Source organism: Rhizobium zaerense, assembly GCF_051810725.1.
GTDB classification, from domain to species: domain Bacteria; phylum Pseudomonadota; class Alphaproteobacteria; order Rhizobiales; family Rhizobiaceae; genus Rhizobium; species Rhizobium leguminosarum_I.
This window is the reverse complement of the sequence record NZ_JBPWQY020000002.1, coordinates 101,242-118,669: the sequence shown is the minus strand read 5'-3', so window position 1 is coordinate 118,669 and position 17,428 is coordinate 101,242. Positions and strand designations below refer to the sequence as shown.

Annotated in this window: 20 protein-coding genes; 8 read left to right on the top strand and 12 right to left on the bottom strand. The window is 62.1% G+C overall.

Going from position 1 to position 17,428, the window contains the following annotated elements; genetic code table 11:
* Positions 1-2 precede the first annotated feature (2 nt).
* Positions 3-512, top strand: coding sequence for a peptide-methionine (S)-S-oxide reductase MsrA (msrA, locus tag ACS4RR_RS25000; RefSeq protein WP_012760071.1), 510 nt, complete (start codon positions 3-5; stop codon positions 510-512).
* Positions 513-518: 6 nt separating this feature from the next.
* On the opposite strand, the gene ACS4RR_RS24995 is transcribed toward msrA, so the two are convergent.
* Positions 519-1,391, bottom strand: coding sequence for a LysR family transcriptional regulator (locus ACS4RR_RS24995; RefSeq protein WP_260111709.1), 873 nt, complete (start codon positions 1,389-1,391; stop codon positions 519-521).
* 97 nt (positions 1,392-1,488) lie between these two features.
* Here ACS4RR_RS24995 and ACS4RR_RS24990 point away from each other — a divergent pair, with 97 nt between their 5' ends.
* Positions 1,489-2,274: an SDR family oxidoreductase gene (locus ACS4RR_RS24990; protein ID WP_456190313.1), complete on the top strand. Its 786-nt coding sequence runs from the start codon at positions 1,489-1,491 to the stop codon at positions 2,272-2,274.
* A 27-nt stretch (positions 2,275-2,301) separates the two neighbouring features.
* Positions 2,302-3,000: a ribonuclease activity regulator RraA gene (locus ACS4RR_RS24985; RefSeq protein WP_260111707.1), complete on the top strand. Its 699-nt coding sequence runs from the start codon at positions 2,302-2,304 to the stop codon at positions 2,998-3,000.
* Positions 3,001-3,209: 209 nt separating this feature from the next.
* Here ACS4RR_RS24985 and ACS4RR_RS24980 read toward each other — a convergent pair whose 3' ends face one another.
* The 6 genes from ACS4RR_RS24980 to ACS4RR_RS24955 are packed head-to-tail and all read right to left on the bottom strand — an operon-like array spanning position 3,210 to position 10,439.
* Positions 3,210-4,499: an amidohydrolase family protein gene (locus ACS4RR_RS24980; protein WP_456190312.1), complete on the bottom strand. Its 1,290-nt coding sequence runs from the start codon at positions 4,497-4,499 to the stop codon at positions 3,210-3,212.
* Between the two features lie 23 nt (positions 4,500-4,522).
* Positions 4,523-5,467 (bottom strand): ABC transporter permease, encoded by a 945-nt coding sequence (locus ACS4RR_RS24975; RefSeq protein WP_456190311.1) that lies wholly within the window; start codon positions 5,465-5,467, stop codon positions 4,523-4,525.
* Entirely contained in the window at positions 5,464-6,513 is a 1,050-nt protein-coding gene (locus ACS4RR_RS24970) for an ABC transporter permease (protein ID WP_456190310.1), read from the bottom strand. Before ACS4RR_RS24970 ends, ACS4RR_RS24975 begins: the two co-directional genes overlap by 4 nt.
* Positions 6,503-8,035 (bottom strand): ABC transporter ATP-binding protein, encoded by a 1,533-nt coding sequence (locus ACS4RR_RS24965; protein WP_456190378.1) that lies wholly within the window; start codon positions 8,033-8,035, stop codon positions 6,503-6,505. Before ACS4RR_RS24965 ends, ACS4RR_RS24970 begins: the two co-directional genes overlap by 11 nt.
* Positions 8,032-9,444 (bottom strand): amidase, encoded by a 1,413-nt coding sequence (locus ACS4RR_RS24960; protein ID WP_456190309.1) that lies wholly within the window; start codon positions 9,442-9,444, stop codon positions 8,032-8,034. Before ACS4RR_RS24960 ends, ACS4RR_RS24965 begins: the two co-directional genes overlap by 4 nt.
* 8 nt (positions 9,445-9,452) lie before the next feature.
* Positions 9,453-10,439, bottom strand: coding sequence for a BMP family protein (locus ACS4RR_RS24955; RefSeq protein WP_260111702.1), 987 nt, complete (start codon positions 10,437-10,439; stop codon positions 9,453-9,455).
* 207 nt (positions 10,440-10,646) lie between these two features.
* Between ACS4RR_RS24955 and ACS4RR_RS24950 the strand changes: the two genes are divergently transcribed.
* Genes ACS4RR_RS24950 through ACS4RR_RS24940 form a run of 3 tightly spaced genes read left to right on the top strand, consistent with a single transcriptional unit; the run spans position 10,647 to position 12,819 of the window.
* Positions 10,647-11,276 (top strand): CDP-alcohol phosphatidyltransferase family protein, encoded by a 630-nt coding sequence (locus ACS4RR_RS24950; RefSeq protein WP_260111822.1) that lies wholly within the window; start codon positions 10,647-10,649, stop codon positions 11,274-11,276.
* Positions 11,273-11,893: a lysophospholipid acyltransferase family protein gene (locus ACS4RR_RS24945; protein WP_456190308.1), complete on the top strand. Its 621-nt coding sequence runs from the start codon at positions 11,273-11,275 to the stop codon at positions 11,891-11,893. The genes ACS4RR_RS24950 and ACS4RR_RS24945 overlap by 4 nt, the downstream gene beginning before the upstream one ends.
* Entirely contained in the window at positions 11,890-12,819 is a 930-nt protein-coding gene (locus tag ACS4RR_RS24940; protein WP_260299853.1) for a phosphatidate cytidylyltransferase, read from the top strand. The genes ACS4RR_RS24945 and ACS4RR_RS24940 overlap by 4 nt, the downstream gene beginning before the upstream one ends.
* A gap of 14 nt (positions 12,820-12,833) precedes the next feature.
* Here ACS4RR_RS24940 and ACS4RR_RS24935 read toward each other — a convergent pair whose 3' ends face one another.
* The 3 genes from ACS4RR_RS24935 to ACS4RR_RS24925 form a co-directional block, all read right to left on the bottom strand.
* On the bottom strand, positions 12,834-13,157 hold the full coding sequence (locus ACS4RR_RS24935; protein WP_260060111.1) for a chaperone modulator CbpM: 324 nt from the start codon (positions 13,155-13,157) through the stop codon (positions 12,834-12,836).
* Positions 13,158-13,159: 2 nt separating this feature from the next.
* On the bottom strand, positions 13,160-14,074 hold the full coding sequence (locus tag ACS4RR_RS24930; protein ID WP_260299854.1) for a DnaJ C-terminal domain-containing protein: 915 nt from the start codon (positions 14,072-14,074) through the stop codon (positions 13,160-13,162).
* Between the two features lie 118 nt (positions 14,075-14,192).
* Positions 14,193-14,660 (bottom strand): universal stress protein, encoded by a 468-nt coding sequence (locus tag ACS4RR_RS24925; RefSeq protein ID WP_260299855.1) that lies wholly within the window; start codon positions 14,658-14,660, stop codon positions 14,193-14,195.
* 208 nt (positions 14,661-14,868) lie between these two features.
* Here ACS4RR_RS24925 and ACS4RR_RS24920 point away from each other — a divergent pair, with 208 nt between their 5' ends.
* Positions 14,869-15,717: an NAD(P)-dependent oxidoreductase gene (locus tag ACS4RR_RS24920; protein WP_456190307.1), complete on the top strand. Its 849-nt coding sequence runs from the start codon at positions 14,869-14,871 to the stop codon at positions 15,715-15,717.
* Positions 15,718-15,748: 31 nt separating this feature from the next.
* Here ACS4RR_RS24920 and ACS4RR_RS24915 read toward each other — a convergent pair whose 3' ends face one another.
* Together ACS4RR_RS24915 and ACS4RR_RS24910 are read right to left on the bottom strand one after the other, a co-directional pair.
* The gene (locus tag ACS4RR_RS24915) at positions 15,749-16,039 is read right to left on the bottom strand and encodes a type II toxin-antitoxin system RelE/ParE family toxin (RefSeq protein ID WP_456190306.1); all 291 of its coding nucleotides are present in this window, start codon (positions 16,037-16,039) and stop codon (positions 15,749-15,751) included.
* Entirely contained in the window at positions 16,036-16,284 is a 249-nt protein-coding gene (locus tag ACS4RR_RS24910) for a type II toxin-antitoxin system ParD family antitoxin (RefSeq protein ID WP_260299858.1), read from the bottom strand. Before ACS4RR_RS24910 ends, ACS4RR_RS24915 begins: the two co-directional genes overlap by 4 nt.
* A 213-nt stretch (positions 16,285-16,497) precedes the next feature.
* On the opposite strand from ACS4RR_RS24910, the gene yghU reads away from it, so the two are divergent.
* A complete protein-coding gene (gene yghU, locus ACS4RR_RS24905; RefSeq protein ID WP_407767814.1) occupies positions 16,498-17,373 on the top strand; it encodes a glutathione-dependent disulfide-bond oxidoreductase in 876 nt (291 codons plus the stop codon).
* The last annotated feature ends 55 nt before the right edge of the window (positions 17,374-17,428 follow it).

Sequence of the window (17,428 nt, the reverse complement as noted above, 5' to 3'; positions counted from 1 at the left end):
CAATGACCGAAGAACGTGCAGTCCTCGCCGGTGGTTGCTTCTGGGGCATGCAGGACCTCATCCGCCGATATAAGGGCGTGATTTCGACCCGCGTCGGCTATACCGGCGGCGATGTGCCGAATGCCACCTACCGCAACCACGGAACCCATGCCGAGGCGATCGAGATCATCTTCGATCCCGCAAGGATCAGCTATCGGGAAATCCTCGAATTCTTCTTCCAGATCCACGACCCAAGCACGCGCAACCGCCAGGGCAACGACGTTGGCTTGAGCTACCGCTCGGCGATCTTCTACGTCACCCCTGAGCAGGAGCGCGTCGCCAGGGATACGATCGCCGATGTCGATGCATCAGGCCTGTGGCCCGGCAAGGTCGTCACCGAAGTCGTGCCGGTCAGCGATTTCTGGGAGGCCGAGCCCGAACATCAGGATTATCTGGAGCGGATTCCGAACGGCTATACCTGCCACTTCGTCCGGCCCGGCTGGAAGCTGCCTGTCCGTCAGAAGATCGCCTGAAATTGATCAGAGCTCCATCGCCGCACGGCTGGTTTCCAGAAGTGCGGCGATGAGATTTGCCCGTGGCGAGGATCGCGTCGCGACGATGCCGACGGTGCGCACGGCGGACGAGCGGGGCAGGGGCAGCTTGAGGATATTAAGCCCAGCCGGCCAGGGCGGCGCCCAATCCGGCACGATCGAGATCCCGAGACCACGGTCTACCATCACCGCGATCGCCTCCAGCGCGTCGAGCTCATAACGCTCGACCGGATGGATGCCGATCTCGCGCAGATATTCATCGGCGATGTGACCACCCCACTGGTTGCGGTCGTAGCGGATGAAGGGCAGGGTCTGCAGCAATTCAAGCGGATCCGCCCCTTCGCAGTCCCGCGGGACGATCAGCACCAGGGGTTCCTGGCGCAGCGTGTTGAAGGTCAGCGTCTTCTGCATCGGAAAGCGCGGTTCGATGATGAAGGCCACATCCAGCGCGCCGTTCAAAACCTCGGCATAGAGATCCATCGAAGCGCCCGGCTTGAGGAAGATTTCGATCAGCGGATAGTCTTGGGCCAGACGGTGAAGAATACCGGGAACGAGGCCGGTCAGCGCCGTATTGATCGCCCCGATCCGCATCTCGCCGGAAATCGTCGCGGTGCCGGCCATCGCCTTCAGGTCGCGTGTATCGCGCACCAGATCCCTGCAGCGGTCCAGAATGGCAAAACCCGCCTCCGTCGGCCGCATCACGCGGCCGGAGCGCACCAGCAGCCGCACCCCGAGCTCGGCCTCCAATGCTCGGATGCGCTGGGCAACGGCCGCAGGCGTGAGGTTCAGCCGCTGGGCGGCCTCCGCCAGCGAGTGCCGCTCGGCGACGACGATGAAAGTTTCGAGAAAACGTGTGTCCATCGATAGTTTTTCTATCTTCTGAACGAAGCAGAAGCCATATTTTATTTACGATCCTTTGCTCCGAAAGATGGCTCGACCATACGAGGAGACTAGCGGAATGGATTTCGGCCTGAAGGACAAGACGGCCCTGGTGCTTGGCGCCGGCGGCGGACTGGGCAGCGCGATTGCCGCCAAGCTTGCGCGTGAAGGCGCCAGAACTGCCGCGGCGGATATCGATCTCACCGCCGCTGAGAAGACCGCGGCTGCGATCGAATCCGAAGGCGGCAAGGCGCTGGCGCTGCAATGGGACCTTTCCGATCTCGGTTCGATCGATGCCCATGTCGCTGCAATCGAGCGCCAGTTCGGACCGGTCGATATCCTCGTCAACAATACCGGCGGCCCACCTCCGACCACCGTCTCCGGTCAGGATCCGACGCTCTGGAACCAGTATTTCCAAAGCATGGTGCTTTCCGTCATCGCCATTACCGATCGCGTGCTGCCGCAGATGCGGGCGCGCAAATGGGGGCGCATCGTCACCTCGACCTCGTCGGGCGTGGTCGCGCCGATCGCCAATCTCGGCATCTCGAATGTGCTGCGGCTGTCGTTGGTCGGCTGGTCGAAGACACTGGCGCGCGAGGTCGGGCGCGACGGCATCACCGTCAACATCGTCCTGCCCGGCCGGATCGCCACCGGCCGCATCACCTTCCTCGACGAGCAGAAGGCCAAACGCGAAAACCGCTCCGTCGATGACGTCGTCACCGAGAGCACCGGCAGCATTCCGCTCGGCCGCTATGGCCGGCCGGACGAATATGGCAATGTCGTCACCTTCCTTGCAAGCGAACCTGCCTCCTATCTCACCGGATCGGTGATCCGCGTCGATGGCGGCATGATCCAGAGCATCTGACAGAAACCGAAGTGGAACCGATACCCGATGGCCCTCAGCGCTGAAGCGATAGCAACCCTCAAGACCGTCTCGACGGCGACACTGACGACCGTTCTTCTCAAGAAGGGCCTGCGGAACGTCTGGATCCGCGGCGCCGTTCCGCTGAAGCCCGGCCAGCCGCGCATCGTCGGTCCGGCCTTCACCCTCCGCTTCGTTCCGGCCCGCGAAGATCTGGCGACGCCGGCATCCTGGGCCTCGCCGATCTCGACACGCGCCGCGATCGAGGCGATGCCGGAAGGCTGTGTCGCCGTCGTCGACGCGATGGGCGTCACCGATGCCGGCATCTTCGGCGATATCCTCTGCGCCCGCATGCAAAAGAGAGGCGTTGCAGCCCTCGTCACCGACGGCGTCGTGCGCGACCTTGCCGGTGTGCTCGACACCAACCTGCCGGTCTGGTGCCGCGGCGTCTCGGCCCCGCCTTCGGTCGCCGGCCTCACCTTCGTCGCCTGGCAGCAGCCGATCGGCTGCGGCGGGGTTGCAGTCTTTCCCGACGACATCATCGTCGTCGACCAGGACGGCGCTGTGCTGATTCCGGCCGATCTGCTCGAGGCGGTGCTTGATGAAGCGCCGGAACAGGAGCGCATGGAAGCCTGGATCATGACCAGGATTGATGAGGGTGTGTCGCTGCCCGGCCTCTATCCGATGAACGCCGAAACCAAGGCGCTCTATGAGGCTTCGAAGAAATAGGCTGCAGGTCGGGGCGTTCTTTACTCGGCGTCATCCTCGGCCTAGTGCCGAGGATCTGCTGAGCCGGCTGTAGATACTCGGGACAAGCCCGAGCATGACGAAAGAGGAGTTGGCCGATTTGGTCAACAGTCAGACGGGTCGCAGCTTCGCGACCTTTTTGCTGACCGATCTAAAGCTCCCGCGGTAAGCAGGAAAGCTTCCGTCGCAGCTCAATACCGAGGCACATAATCCAACCCGCCGTCGATCTGTGCCGGGCGTCCGTCGAGGAAAAGCTCGCTGATGCGCGGCGCTGAGCGAGCGATGACCTTGCCGCGGCGGATTACCGCCAGCCGGTTGGGTTTCAGCCGTAGCGCTTCCAGTGTGTCGCTCGCCTGAAGGATGACGAGGTCGGCGTTGCGTCCCTTTTCCAGGCCGTAGCCTGCAAGCCCCATCGTCTTCGCCGAATTGACGGTCAGCGCGTCGAAGATCCTCTTCTTGTCGTCGATGCCGGCCATCTGCGCGACATGGATCGCCATATGGCCGACCTCCAGCATGTCGCCCGATCCCATCGAATACCAGGGGTCCATCACGCAGTCGTGCCCGAAGGAGACGTTGAGCCCGGCATCCATCAGCTCCCGCACGCGAGTCATGCCGCGGCGTTTCGGATAGGTATCGTGCCGGCCCTGCAGCATGATATTGATCAGCGGATTGGGGATGACGTTGATCTCGGCCTCCGCCATCAGCGGAATGAGCTTGGAGACATAATAATTGTCCATCGAATGCATCGAGGTCAGATGCGAGCCGGCGACGCGCCCTTGCAAGCCGAAGCGGATGGTTTCTGCAGCCAGCGTTTCGATATGGCGCGAGAGCGGATCGTCGGTTTCGTCGCAATGGATATCGACCGGCAGGCCGCGATCGGCGGCGATGCGGCAGAGCGCCTCGACCGACGCCGTACCTTCTCCCATCGTCCGTTCGAAATGCGGAATGCCGCCGACGATATCGACGCCCATGTCGAGAGCGCGGTTGAGCGCATCGATTGCGCCCGGCGAGCGGTAATAGCCGTCCTGGGGGAAGGCGACCAGCTGCAGATCGATGTAGGGCGCGACCTTCTCGCGAACCTCGATCATCGCCTCGACGGTCACCAGCCTGGGATCACTGGTATCGACATGGCTGCGAATGAAGAGCAGCCCCTGGGTGACCGCCAGATCGCAATAGCGCAGGGCACGATCGACCAGTTCCTCCTTCGTCACAATCGGGCGCAACTCTCCCCAGAGCGCGATGCCTTCGAGCAGGGTGCCGGAGACGTTCATGCGCGGCAGGCCGAGCGACAGGGTGGCGTCCATGTGAAAATGCGGATCGACAAAGGGCGGACTGACGAGCCGGCCGGTTGCGTCGATTTCTTCCCCCGCCTGCGCTTGGAGAGTGGGCTCGACAGCGATGATCTTGCCGCCCTGGATGCCGATATCGACCCCCTTTCGGCCATCAGGGAGATTTGCATTTCTGACGATCAGATCGAACATCGGAGCCTCATTGCAGAAGTGTTTCAGCGTTCGCCGCGGCGATAGGGCTGCATCAGCGCCTGCGGAACGCGGGCGCGGCGGGCCATCACGGCAAGAGCGGCAATGGAAAGGATATAGGGCGTCATCAGAAAGAGCTGATAGGGCACGAGCCCGCTCAGCGCGGTTTGCAACCGAAGCTGAAAGGCATCGAAGAAGGCGAAAAGCAGGGCGCCGAACAGCGCTCGGCCAGGCCGCCAGGAGGCGAAGACGACGAGCGCGATGCAGATCCAGCCGCGCCCCTGCACCATGGTCGGGAAGAAGCTGTTGAACGCCGACAATGTCAGGAAGGCGCCGCCCATTCCCATCAGCGCGCTTCCGGCAATTACCGCGCCATAGCGCACCTTCATCGGATTGACGCCCTGGGCTTCCGCCGCATGCGGATTTTCGCCGGTCATGCGGATTGCAAGGCCGACTGGGGTGCGGAAGATGATGTAGGCCATCAGCAGGGCGATCATGATCGCGAGATAGGTCGGCTCCGTCTGGGTGAAGAAGGCCGGCCCGATGAAAGGCAGCGTCGATAAGCCGGGAATGGCGATCGGCTGGAACGGCACGATGGTGGGCGGGGTATTGGCAAGCGGCACGATCAGCCGGAAGACATAGTAGCTGAAGCTGGAGGCAAACAGTGTGACGCCGAGACCGGAGACATGCTGGGAGAGGCCGAGCGTCACCGTCAGCCCCGCATGCAGCAGGCCGAAGACGCCGCCGGCCACCGCCGCAATCAGCAGGCCGGTCCAGAGATCGGCGCCGTGATAGACCGAAAGCCAGCCAATCATCGCACCGAAGGTCATGATGCCTTCGATGCCGAGATTGAGCACACCGGCCCGTTCGCAAAGCAGTGCGCCGAGCGTGCCGAAAATCAGCGGCGTGGCGATCCGCAGGATTGCCGCCCAGAGCCCTGATGAAGCGATGATGTCGAACAGTTGCATCATCGCCGGATCCTGTATTGGGTAAAGAACAATGCGATCAGCATCGTCAGCAGCGACAGCGCCACCGTGACATCGGCGATATAGGTCGGGATGCCGAGGCCGCGGCTCATACCATCCGCGCCCACGAACATGGTGGCGGTGAAAATGGCGGCGAAGACAACGCCGAGTGGATTGAGGTTGGCGAGCATGGCGACGACGATACCGGCATAGCCGAAGCCCGGCGACAGGTCGGTCGTCACATAACCCTTGACGCCCATGACCTCGATCGCTCCAGCGAGCCCCGCAAGCCCGCCGGAGAGACAGGCGACCTTCACCAGCGTTCTGCCGAGCGGGACGCTGGCAAAGATTGCACCGGTGGGATTGAGGCCTGCGGCGCGCGACTGCATGCCAAACACGGTGCGCGACTGGATGAAATGGACGACGATGGCCAGCGCGATCGCGATCGCAAAGCCGATATGCATGCGCGAGCGGGCAATCAGCTTCGGCAGCATGGCGTGATCGCTGACGGATTGCGACTGCGGCCAGCCGAAGGCCAGCGGATCCTTGAGGACGCCGTCGATCAGCATCGAGACGAACAGCACGGCGATGAAATTCAGCAGCAGGCTTGTGACGACCTCATCGACGGAGAAGCGCAGCCTGAGCCAGAGCGGGATCAGGATCAGCACCATGCCGGCGATGGCGCCGATCAGCAGCAGCAGTGGAATGAGGATGGGGGCGGGAAGATTGCCGAGCACCTTCGAGCTTGCCGCGGCAACGGCGATGGCGCCGAGATAGAACTGGCCCTCGGCGCCGATATTCCAGAGCCGCGCCCGGAAAGCGACGGCGGCGGCAAGCCCCGTCAGCATCAGCGGCGTTGCCCGCGTCAGCGTTTCGGTCGCCGAGAGCCGCGACCCGAAGGCCCCGGTGACGATGCGCCAATAGGCATCGAGAACAGGTGCGCCGGCGATTGATATCAGGATGCCGGCTAGCGCGAGCGCTGCGATGACCGCGATAACGGGCGTGACGATCAGCAGGTAAAGCGGACGGTGCTCGCGGCGCTCAAATCGCATGGCCGGCCTCTAGGCTTTCCTGCCATTCGCCGGCCATCATCAGCCCCAGCCTGCTGGCATCGGCGCTTTCGGCCGCGACGGGCGGGGACAGGCGGCCGCCGACGATTGCCTGTATGCGATCGGCAAGCGCGATCACCTCATCGAGGTCCTCCGAGATCAGCAGCACGGCGGTACCCTGCCGGCGGGCTTCGAGCAGGCGGGCGTGGACAGCGGCCACGGCCCCTTCGTCGAGACCGCGCGCCGGCTGCGCGGCAATCAGGATGCGCGGCCGCCGATGCAGGTTCCGGCCGAGAATAAGCTTTTGCATATTGCCGCCCGAGAGCAGCCGGGTGCGGATGGCCGGGCCGCCGCCGCGGACATCGAATCCGTCGATAATTTCCCTGGCAAAGGCCATGCCCGCCTTGCGGTTGACGAGGCCACGGCGCGAAAAACCCGGTGAGGCGATGCGCTCCAGCACGGCGTTTTCCCAGATCGCCATTTCGCCGATCACGCCCTCCTCATTGCGATCCTCGGGAATACGGCCGATGCCGGCTTCGACGACATCGGCGACACCGAGATTGCCGATCGCTTCCCCGAACAGCAGAAGGTCGCCGGCACTGCGCGCCAGCGTGCCGGAGAGAAGATGCGCCAGTGCCGCCTGGCCATTGCCGGAAACGCCGATAATGCCGAGGATCTCGCCCTGGTGCAGCCGGAAGCTGATCGATTTCAATCGATCGACGCCGTCGATACGCACTGTCACATCGGCGGCTTCAAGCGCAACGGCGCCCGGTGTCGACGGCTCGCGCACGGGCCGCGTCACGCGGCGTCCGACCATCAGTTCGGCCAGTTCCGCCTTGCTGGTGTCCGACGCCCTGCGTTCAGCAACCATCTTGCCGCCGCGTAAGACCACGATGCGGTCGGCCGCGGCCATCACCTCGTCGAGCTTGTGCGAGATGAAGATCAACGACAGCCCCTGGCGGGCCATTTCCTTCAGCGTTGTGAACAGCCGCTCGGCCTCGATATTGGTCAGCACCGCCGTCGGCTCGTCGAGGATCAGGATGCGGGCATCGTTGTAGAGCGCCTTGAGGATCTCGACCCGCTGCTGCTCGCCGACCGACAGGTCGCCGAGGCGCGCATCCGGATCGACCTTGAGCCCGAAGCGCTCGGAAATTGCGAGCAGCTTTGTCCGCGCCGCTGTTGTTCCCGAGCGCCAGGACCACAGTCTTTCTGTGCCGGTCATGACATTTTCGAGAACGCTCAGATTGGGCGCCAGCGAAAAATGCTGATGCACCATGCCGACGCCGGCGCGGATCGCCGCACGCGGCTTGCCCTGCGGAACCTCCGCACCCTCGATCAGAATTCGCCCGGCATCCGGCATGTAATGGCCGAAAAGGATGCTCATCAGCGTGGTCTTGCCGGCACCATTCTCGCCAAGCAGGGCCACGACCTCGCCCTTGGCAAGCGTCATGGAAATATCGTCATTGGCCAGATTGTCGCCGAAGCGCTTGCTGACGCCGATAATTTCCAGCACAGGCCCGGTCATGACGGCAATCCCGCAACGGGAAAACGGTGCTGCCATCGCCCCTCGGCCTCCAGGCGTGCGGCAAGCGACAGGAGACGCGGCTCGTGACCCATCGGCGCCATGATTTGCACCGGCAGCGGCATGGCGTGCACATCCTGTCCGAAAGGCAGTGTCAAAGCAGGAAAACCCGAAATATTGGCGAGGCAGGCAAGCGGCGCAAATGCCGCCATCCGCTCGAGATGCAGATCCGTGTCGGCATGATCGGATGGAAAGGAGCCGATCGCAAGAGGCGCAGAGGATAGCATCGGCATGAGGATGCAATCGACGCTGTCGAACAGTGCCCAGAGGTTACGGCTCACCAGGACGGCATCGTTCAGACTGTTCCAGAGCGATGTCGCGGAAATCGCTCGTCCCCGCGCCGCAAAGGCCTGCGTCAGAGGCTCGGCCCTGCTGTCATCAAGCGCCGCTGCCTCGATGAGTGCTGCAAGATTGACCGAGACGATATCGGCGAAGGCGCGGCCGCTTGAAGTGACGCTCCATTCGAACTCGGCCCAGCTCAGCGGCACGATAAGGTGTCCGTCACTCTCGAGGGCACGGGCCGCATCCTCGACGGCTCCGCGCCGATCGCTCTCTGTCGGGTAGTCCGACCCGGTATCGGCGAGCAGACCGATCCGCAAACGGCCGTTATCGCTATCGACAGGGGAGGGGTCGGGAAAAGGTCCTCGCGATTTGCCGGCCAGCCTGTCGAAGATCAGCGCCGTATCCCGCACGGAACGGCAGATCGCGAGTTCACTCGCAATGCCGGCGAGGTGGTTACCGAAGGAGGGGCCGCCGGGGATGGCGCCACGCGTCGGCTTCATCCCGACAAGGCCGCAGCAGGCGGCGGGTACACGGATCGAGCCGCCGGCGTCGGTGGCATGCGCAATCGCGGCGATTCCGGCGGCAACCGCTGCCGCCGCACCGCCGGAGGAGCCGCCTGCGGTCCGTGCCGGATCGAGTGGGTTGCGGCAGATCGGCCCGATCGCCGGTTCGCTGGCGAGCGACAGGCCGAATTCCGGGCTGGTCGTCAGGCCGAACAGGCAGAAGCCGGCGTTGCGGAAACGAGCAGCGAGATCGGAATCCGCTTCGCTGCCCTTTCTTTCGAACAGGTAGGAACCGGCCGTCACCGGCAGCCGGGCGAAGGGGCCGCCGAGATCCTTTGCTAAGGTCGGCACGCCGGCAAAGGGCCTGGCGGCAAAGCGATCGGGGTCGCCTTGCCGTTCCCGGTCGCGGTCGTCGGCCGAGGCGAGGCCCATGGCGACATCGAGATAGGCGATCGCGCCGAGCGGCTCTTGCAGCACGGCTGCGGCAAGAGAAGCCTGCATCGCCTCCGCAGCGCTCAGCTTGCCATGCCTGATCGCTGCCGCCAGATCCGTCGCATCGCCCTGCATGATCCGAATTACTTCGGCTCGTCCATCTTCTTCGGAACTTCGAAGGTGCCGGCCTTGATCTCCGCCCGCTTGGCCTCCATCGCAGCCTCGGCATCGGCGGGCGCCACGCCCTTGACGAAGACGATATCGCTGCCGCCTTCCTTCATCAGGCCGTAGGACGTGTAGTTCCTGCCGACCGGCTTTCCGGCCGCGACATCGGCGATGGCGGCATTCAGGATCGGGCGGAAATACCACATGGCGTTGGCGAACACCGTATCGGGATAACGCGGCGTATAGTCGATCAGCGAGCCGACCGATTTGATGCCGCGCTCCTTGGCGGCATCGGCGGTGCCGATGCGCTCGCCGAACAGGATATCGGCGCCGGCGTCGATCTGGGCAAGACCGGCTTCACGGGCCTTCGGCGGATCGAAGAAGGTGCCGATGAACGAGACAAGATGCTTGGCATCGGGATTGACCGCCTTGACGCCGGCCGCGAAGGCATTGATCAGCATGTTGACCTCGGGGATCGGAATGGCGCCGACCGAACCGACGACATTCGACTTGGTCATCTTGCCGGCCAGCATGCCGGCAAGATAGGCGCCGTCATGGTTCCAGGTGCCGAAGACACCGAAATTGTCGCCGGCCTGCTCACCGCTCGAACCCAGCACGAAAGCGGTATCGGGATAGTCGGCTGCGACCTGCCGGGCCTCTTTTTCCACCGCATAGGCCTCGCCGATGATCAGCTTGTTGCCCTGTTCGGCATATTCGCGCATGGCGCGCGGATAATCGGTGCCGGAGACGCCTTCGGAGAAGACATATTCGATCATGCCTTCCTTAGCCGCGTCCTGCAGGGCTTTGTGCAGACAGGAATTCCAAGCATTTTCCACCGGCGACGCATGAATGCCGGCAACCTTCAGTGGCGCAGCCGCCCTTGCCAGCGGGGCGAAGCCGCTGACGCCGAGCGCAATGCCCGACGCAATCACTGCCCGGCGTGAGATCAGCATATCTTTGGTCATTGTTTTGCTCCCCTTTTTTTACCATTTGGTTCAAAAATCATAGTAGCGCCCAAAAATGTGTCAAGCGGTAAACGGGCTTAAAAATCAGGCTGTTCGACCCATGCTCGCCGAAGCGCTGAGGCGATGGGCTGGATTTACAAGGTGTTATATCTTGGCGTGAGGACATCGGCAGGATATGCAAGCATCACTGGGGTTGGGGGACATGAAATGGGGGAAGAAGAGGACGCCTCTCGGCGACCGATCGCGAGCCGGTCGTCGTCCTGGGCCATCGGCCTCAGCGCGTGGCTGGCGCGGAGCGGTGCGACACCGAACGGCATTTCGCTTTTATCGGTTGTATTCGCGGGTATAGGCGCAGCGCTCATTGTTTTCACAACACATCCGATTGCCATGGTTTGTGCCGCGATCTCGGTACAACTGCGGCTCGTCTGCAATCTGCTGGACGGAATGGTCGCGATCGAGGGCGGAAAGAAAACCAAGAGCGGGCCGATCTACAACGAATTCCCAGACCGGGTCGCCGACAGTCTGTTTCTGATCGCGGCTGGTTATGCCTGCGGCTTTGGCTGGCTTGGCTGGTTGTCTGCGCTGCTCGCAACCCTTACTGCCTATATCAGGGTGTTCGGCGGATCGGTGGGCCTGCCGCAGGATTTCAGCGGCATCATGGCCAAGCAACGCCGCATGGCGGTGCTGACAGCGGGTCTCCTTGCCCAGAGCGTTGAGACGCTGATATCCCCCAGCCATTGGTCGCTGATCCTTGCATCCGCGATCATCGCGGCTGGCAGCCTCGTCACCTGCATCACCCGCACGTTAAGGCTGAAACATTCCCTGGAGAGACTATGATCGCGATTTTCCGTCGGTTTCTCGTGCTGCTCGTCCGTATCCTGGTCGGCGCCCGAAGCGAGTGGCGGGGCTGCGCGCCCGATCCCAGCCGCCGCATCTATTTCGCCAATCACAACAGCCATATCGATACCGTCGCCGTCATGGCCGCCTTGCCCTGGCCGGTGCGTCGGATGACCCATCCGGTTGCGGCGCGCGATTATTGGGGAACGAGCGCCTTTCGCCGTTTCATCGCAGAGAAAGGCCTGCGCGCCGTCTTGATAGACCGCAAGCCTCTGCCCGATACCGACCCCCTGGCTCCGATAGAGCGCCTGCTTGAGGAGGGGCGCTCAGTCCTGATTTTCCCGGAAGGAACGAGAAGCACCACCGATGAGATCGCCCCGTTCCGCAGCGGCATCTTTCGCCTTGCCTGCCGTTTCCCCGATGTCGATCTGGTGCCGATCCATCTCGACAACCTCCAGCGCATCCTGCCGAAGGGAAGCATGCTGATTGTGCCGATCACCTGCACGGCGCGCTTCGGCAAACCGCTGCGCGTCGAAGCGGGCGAGGAAAAGGCTGAATTCCTGGCGCGCGCCCGTGCCGCCGTCATCGAACTTGCGGACGGAGGGCACACGGCATGACCAGTATGTTCTCTCTCGTGCTAGCCGCCATCCTCGGCCTGCTTGCGGTCGCCTCTGCCATCGGCTTCATTCTTCAGCGACGCGCGACGGAGCCCGGCTCCGTCGCCACCGTCCATAATCTGAACGCCCGCATCCGCTCCTGGTGGATCATGGTCGCAGTCTTTGGCGGCGCGATCCTGCTCGGCGAAACGTCAACGGTCATCCTGTTCGCATTTCTATCCTTCATGGCGCTTCGCGAATTCTGGACGCTGACGCCATCGCGACGCGGCGATCATCTGGCGCTTTTCCTGTCGTTCTTCGTGGTCCTGCCGATCCATTACGTGCTGCTCGGAACCGAGTGGTACGGCCTCTTTTCCATCTTCATCCCGGTCTATGCCTTCCTGATCCTGCCGGCGGTGGCGACCCTGACCGGCGACGTCAACGAATTTCTCGCCCGCAGTGCAAGGGTGCAATGGGGATTGATGCTGACGGTCTATTCGATCAGCCATGCTCCCGCCCTCCTCATGCTGGACACCGGCACGCCGTCGGCACTTCTTCTCGTCTATCTGGTCGTGGTCGTGCAACTCAGTGACGTCTTCCAGTATGTCTGGGGCAAGCTCCTCGGAAAGCACCGGTTCTCGCCGAACATCAGCCCGTCGAAGACGATCGAAGGGCTGGTTGGAGGCGGCGCCTCGGCCATCCTCGTGGGAACACTGCTATATCGCCTGACGCCGTTCTCGCCGCTGCAGGCAGCTACCATCAGCACGGTCATCGTCGTCGCCGGCTTCTTCGGCGGTTTCGTGCTCTCGGCCATCAAGCGCGATCTCAATGCCAAGGACTGGGGCTATGTGATCGAGGGTCACGGCGGCGTGCTCGACCGTCTGGATTCCATCACCTTCGCAGCGCCGCTGTTCTTTCATATCATCCGCTATTGGTTCACCGTGTAGAAAATTGGTTCTGGCTAAAACCGGTCGATCTCCTCGAGGCTATCGAACAGCCGGCGCTGAACATCCCGCTCCTGCATGCTGATGGCGGTCATCAGCTTGCCCATCGTGCCCCGCAGGCCGTGCAACTGGTCGACCAGGTCCATGATGACATCGACGCCGGCTTCGTTGACACCCATGTTTCCCATGAGATCCAGGATCAACCGGGCGCGCGCGACATCGGCGTCACGAAATTGGCGTTGGCCGCCTGACGTCTCCGGGATCAGCCAACCCTCTTCGACCCAGAGGTCGAGCTGGACGATGTCGATTTTCAAGTAAAGACGGAATTCGAGATCATCCATGATCAGGCCTCCATGTTCTTTCTCGGATCGTATGGGTTTGCCGTCGCCCATTCCTGGACGAAGGCCGTCAGTCGTTCATCCGGGGCATCGGGCAGCACGATCTTCAGGGAGATATAGACGTCGCCATGTTCACCGCCGCGTTTTGCAACACCCTTGCCCTTGAGACGCAGGACCTTGCCGGTGTTGGAATGAGGCGGCAGCGTCAGATTGACAGGTCCTGACGGCGTTGGCACACGAACCTTGCCGCCGAGCACGGCCTCGCCGAGCGAGATCGGCAGTTCGAGCCGGATGTCGTCGCCGTCGCGCGTGAAGAAGCGGTGCGGCCGCACACGGATGTCGATGAGGGCATCGCCCGCCGGCCCGCCGCCGAAGCCCGGCTCGCCCTTGCCGCGCAGCCGCAAAGTCTGGCCGTCGCGCGTTCCCGGCGGGATCTGTACATCGAGCGCTGGGCCCTCTGGCAGCTTGATCTCAGTCCTGGTGCCGTTGACGGCGTCGAGAAAGCCGACTTCCATCGAGAAATGGCTGTCCCGGCCACGACTGCGGACCTGGCCGCCGCCGGTACGTCGCGAAAAGAAATTGGCAAAGATATCGTCGGCATCACCGAAATCGGCAAAGCCTGCGCTGTTGTGATAGGGGTCGCCAGGGCCGCTCTTCGAGGCATAGTCACGGTAATAATTGCGCTGCGCCCGCTCGGCACCTGTTATATCGATCTCGCCGCGATCGAAGCGTCCGCGTTTTTCCTCGTCGCTCAAGATCTCGTAGGCGGTTGAAATTTCCTTGAACTGTGCCTCGGCTTTTTTGTCGCCGGGGTTGAGGTCGGGGTGAAGTTTCTTGGCGAGCTTGCGGAACGCGCTTTGAATGTCCTTTTGCGTCGCATCCCGCTTTACGCCCAGAAGCTCATATGGATCCTGGCTCATGCATCTCTCCGGTCAGGCAGCGAATACTGCTGGTTGGCTTGGGGATGATATAGGTTGTCGGGCCGGCCCCGGGGAGGGGAGGTCGTTCGCTGATCGACTTCATCAATCCGCAGCGGAGCTAGAGCAACGCCGCGTCTTCCACTTGAGGCGCCGAGCCTTGATGCGTGGGATCGGGTCGCCGGTCGATGAGAACCGAGCACCCGGCGTGGCGCATGACCTTGTCGACGATCGAGGAGAAGACGTAGTCGGTAATATCCGTCATATGGGATGAAAGCAGGATGAGATCAGCCGACTTCTCCCTTGCGACGGAGACGAGCAGGGAGGCGGCAATGCCGACGCGCACCTCGATCGTCGCCTGAATACCCATCTCCTTGCAGAGCGATGCAAGTTTCTTTTCTGCGTCGACGATGGCGGTCGTTTCGAATTCCTCGGGAAGCTCCGTCAGGTGACGGCGCGGGATATTCTCGATGACGTGCATGACGACGATGCTTCCACTTTCGTCCACCAGCGCAGCAGCCCGGCGCAGAAGGCGGCTTGCCGTTTCCCTGGAACCCATGCCGATGCCGCAGATGATCGTCCGATACATTGAAATCCATACCCTTGAATGCGAATGATAGCACCGATCATACCGGTGTCGACCGTCCCGACATTGACGAATATCAAGCAAAAGTGCCGCAACGGCACGCATGAAACGGCCAGCTGCTTCGGAACGGACCTCCGGCTGAATCGTCGCAGTTGACGGCAGGGCCCTCAGCAACATTTTTCACCTGATGTCGTCACTGATTGAGGTTCACATGCCGAATTTTGCGATTATCGGATCGGGTGCGATGGGAAGTGCCGTTGCCAAACGACTGATCGACCACGACGCCACGGTGCTGACTTACCTCGAGGGCAGAAGCGAGCGGACGATAGCGCGGGCAAAGGCAGCCGGCATGGTGCCTGTCGGCCGCCAGGAGCTGACGAAGGCCGAGCTGATCCTGTCGATCGTTCCACCGGCGGAGGCGATCAAGGTCGCCGAATTCGTCGCGGACATATCATCCGCCATGTCGGCGCCGCCGCCATTCGTCGACCTCAACGCGATTGCGCCGAAAACGATGCGGGCGTTGGCAGCACGCTTCGAAGGCAGCGGCGTGGAAGTGCTTGACGGTGCGATCATCGGCGGGCCGCCGGTCCCCGGCAAATCAGGTCCGACCATCTATATCAGCGGCGATACCGCGGGGCGAAGCCAGCCGCTCGAGGATTGCGGCCTCAGGATCCGCAGGCTCGACGGACCGCTCGGCGCCGCCTCGGCACTGAAGATGTGTTATGCCGGCATCAACAAGGGATTTATCGGCCTTGGCACCGCCATGCTGCTCGCCGCATCGCGTTCGGGTGCTGCCGAAAGCCTGAAAGCCGAGCTCTCCGAAAGCCTTCCCGACGTCGATCGCAAGCTGTCGAGATCCATACCCGACATGTATCCGAAGGCCTATCGGTGGGTTGCCGAAATGCAGGAGATCGCCGATTTTCTCGGCGAGGATGATCCGGCCGCGACCATCTTCCGCGGCATGGCGGACGTCTTCTCCAGGATGGCCGGAGACGTGGAGGGCAGCCGCGTGCTCGTCGAGCAACTGGACGAGATCATCGGCCGCCCCGTTGGTAGCTGACCGCAATGGTCAAGCAATCCCCGCAACAGCCTTACAGGTGCTTGGCTACGTCCATTCTTCGATGAAGGATGCGCACGATGATGATCTGGCCCGCATCATTGCTTTTGAAATACAGAAAATGAGAGCCAACGGAGACCTTTCTGTACCCTTCCCGAATATCTGAGGGACGGCTCATCCGCCTTCCCTCCGCCAGTTCGTGGCAGGCGTCTCTTATGTCCTGGATGTAACGCTCCGCCTGATCGACATTCCAACTCGTCGCCGTGTAATCCCAAATCTTGTCAATATCGATTTGCGCAGCAGGAGAAAATATGATGCCTGTCATTTCGCCTCGAACGCCGCACGTTTGCGAGCGTTGAACGCATCGAAATCAAAGGGCGTGGCAGGGCCGGATTCTTCGCCTTCAATCAAGGCATCCTGTAATGCCTTCACTTTGGCTTCGTGTTCTTCAAGTAGGCGAAGGCCGGCCCGAACAACGTCAGTGGCTGAAGCATAGCGGCCAGCCTGAACCTGCGTATCGATGAAGCTGGTGAAATGGTCGCCGAGCGATATGGACGTATTTCTAGCCATGCTAAATCTCCTTTAAGCCAATATACCAATTTTTGGTACATAACAAAAATCCTGGCTTCACTGGGTAAATTTGATATCTGGCCGGCGCTTTGACGATTGTGTGAACCTGCTTCGACACCTGTGACAAAACCTCATCGCCTCTGCTATGTGAGGAATAATGCGGCGACCCAACCGGCGTCGCGCTCTGTCCGACCAATGCCAGGAGTTTGAAAGATGAGCGGTTCTTCCGAATATACACCCCCGAAAGTCTGGACCTGGAACAAGGCAAATGGTGGCCAGTTCGCCAGCATCAATCGCCCGATCGCGGGACCGACGCATGACAAGGAGCTTCCGGTCGGCCGGCATCCGCTGCAGCTCTATTCGCTCGGAACGCCGAACGGCCAGAAGGTCACCATCATGCTCGAGGAGCTGCTGGCCCTTGGCCATGAAGGTGCGGAGTATGACGCCTGGCTGATCAGGATCGGCGATGGCGACCAGTTCGGCAGCGGCTTCGTCGCGGTCAATCCCAACTCCAAGATCCCGGCGCTGATGGACCACAGCGGGCCAAGGCCGATCCGCGTCTTCGAGTCCGGCGCCATCCTGACCTATCTCGCCGAAAAGTTCGGCGCCTTTCTTCCGACCGAACCGAGCGAGCGTGCCGAATGCCTGTCATGGCTGTTCTGGCAAATGGGAAGCGCGCCTTATCTCGGCGGCGGCTTCGGTCATTTCTACGCCTATGCGCCGACGAAGATCGAATATGCGATCGACCGCTTCGCCATGGAAGTGAAGCGTCAGCTCGACGTGCTCGATCGCCGCCTCGCCGAAAGCGAATATGTGGCAGGCAGTCAATATACGATCGCCGATATTGCCATCTGGCCCTGGTACGGCGGCCTCGTGAAGGGCTGGACCTACGGGGCAGCCGAATTCCTGCAGGTCGAAGATTATAAGAACGTGCTGCGCTGGGCCGACATCATCCACAGCAGGCCGGCCGTGCAACGCGGCCGGATGGTCAACCGCCTCTCCGGCGACCCCTCGAGCCAGTTGCACGAGCGCCATGACGCCAGCGACTTCGACACCAGGACGCAGGACAAGCTCGCGGCCGCCGAGTAAGCAAGCGGCCCCGGCTACGTGCCGCAGCAATAAATGAAGCTCCGCCGCCTTTACG

Coding starts and splice junctions, on each gene's coding strand:
- ACS4RR_RS24950 (WP_260111822.1), top strand. CDS start 10,647: ATGGGGGAAGAAGAGGACGCCTCTCGGCGACCGATCGCGAGCCGGTCG.
- ACS4RR_RS24935 (WP_260060111.1), bottom strand. CDS start 13,157: ATGGATGATCTCGAATTCCGTCTTTACTTGAAAATCGACATCGTCCAG.
- ACS4RR_RS24925 (WP_260299855.1), bottom strand. CDS start 14,660: ATGTATCGGACGATCATCTGCGGCATCGGCATGGGTTCCAGGGAAACG.
- ACS4RR_RS24990 (WP_456190313.1), top strand. CDS start 1,489: ATGGATTTCGGCCTGAAGGACAAGACGGCCCTGGTGCTTGGCGCCGGC.
- ACS4RR_RS24960 (WP_456190309.1), bottom strand. CDS start 9,444: ATGCAGGGCGATGCGACGGATCTGGCGGCAGCGATCAGGCATGGCAAG.
- ACS4RR_RS24930 (WP_260299854.1), bottom strand. CDS start 14,074: ATGAGCCAGGATCCATATGAGCTTCTGGGCGTAAAGCGGGATGCGACG.
- ACS4RR_RS24945 (WP_456190308.1), top strand. CDS start 11,273: ATGATCGCGATTTTCCGTCGGTTTCTCGTGCTGCTCGTCCGTATCCTG.
- ACS4RR_RS24965 (WP_456190378.1), bottom strand. CDS start 8,035: ATGACCGGGCCTGTGCTGGAAATTATCGGCGTCAGCAAGCGCTTCGGC.
- ACS4RR_RS24955 (WP_260111702.1), bottom strand. CDS start 10,439: ATGACCAAAGATATGCTGATCTCACGCCGGGCAGTGATTGCGTCGGGC.
- ACS4RR_RS24995 (WP_260111709.1), bottom strand. CDS start 1,391: ATGGACACACGTTTTCTCGAAACTTTCATCGTCGTCGCCGAGCGGCAC.
- ACS4RR_RS24985 (WP_260111707.1), top strand. CDS start 2,302: ATGGCCCTCAGCGCTGAAGCGATAGCAACCCTCAAGACCGTCTCGACG.
- ACS4RR_RS24910 (WP_260299858.1), bottom strand. CDS start 16,284: ATGGCTAGAAATACGTCCATATCGCTCGGCGACCATTTCACCAGCTTC.
- ACS4RR_RS24915 (WP_456190306.1), bottom strand. CDS start 16,039: ATGACAGGCATCATATTTTCTCCTGCTGCGCAAATCGATATTGACAAG.
- msrA (WP_012760071.1), top strand. CDS start 3: ATGACCGAAGAACGTGCAGTCCTCGCCGGTGGTTGCTTCTGGGGCATG.
- ACS4RR_RS24980 (WP_456190312.1), bottom strand. CDS start 4,499: ATGTTCGATCTGATCGTCAGAAATGCAAATCTCCCTGATGGCCGAAAG.
- ACS4RR_RS24940 (WP_260299853.1), top strand. CDS start 11,890: ATGACCAGTATGTTCTCTCTCGTGCTAGCCGCCATCCTCGGCCTGCTT.
- ACS4RR_RS24970 (WP_456190310.1), bottom strand. CDS start 6,513: ATGCGATTTGAGCGCCGCGAGCACCGTCCGCTTTACCTGCTGATCGTC.
- yghU (WP_407767814.1), top strand. CDS start 16,498: ATGAGCGGTTCTTCCGAATATACACCCCCGAAAGTCTGGACCTGGAAC.
- ACS4RR_RS24920 (WP_456190307.1), top strand. CDS start 14,869: ATGCCGAATTTTGCGATTATCGGATCGGGTGCGATGGGAAGTGCCGTT.
- ACS4RR_RS24975 (WP_456190311.1), bottom strand. CDS start 5,467: ATGATGCAACTGTTCGACATCATCGCTTCATCAGGGCTCTGGGCGGCA.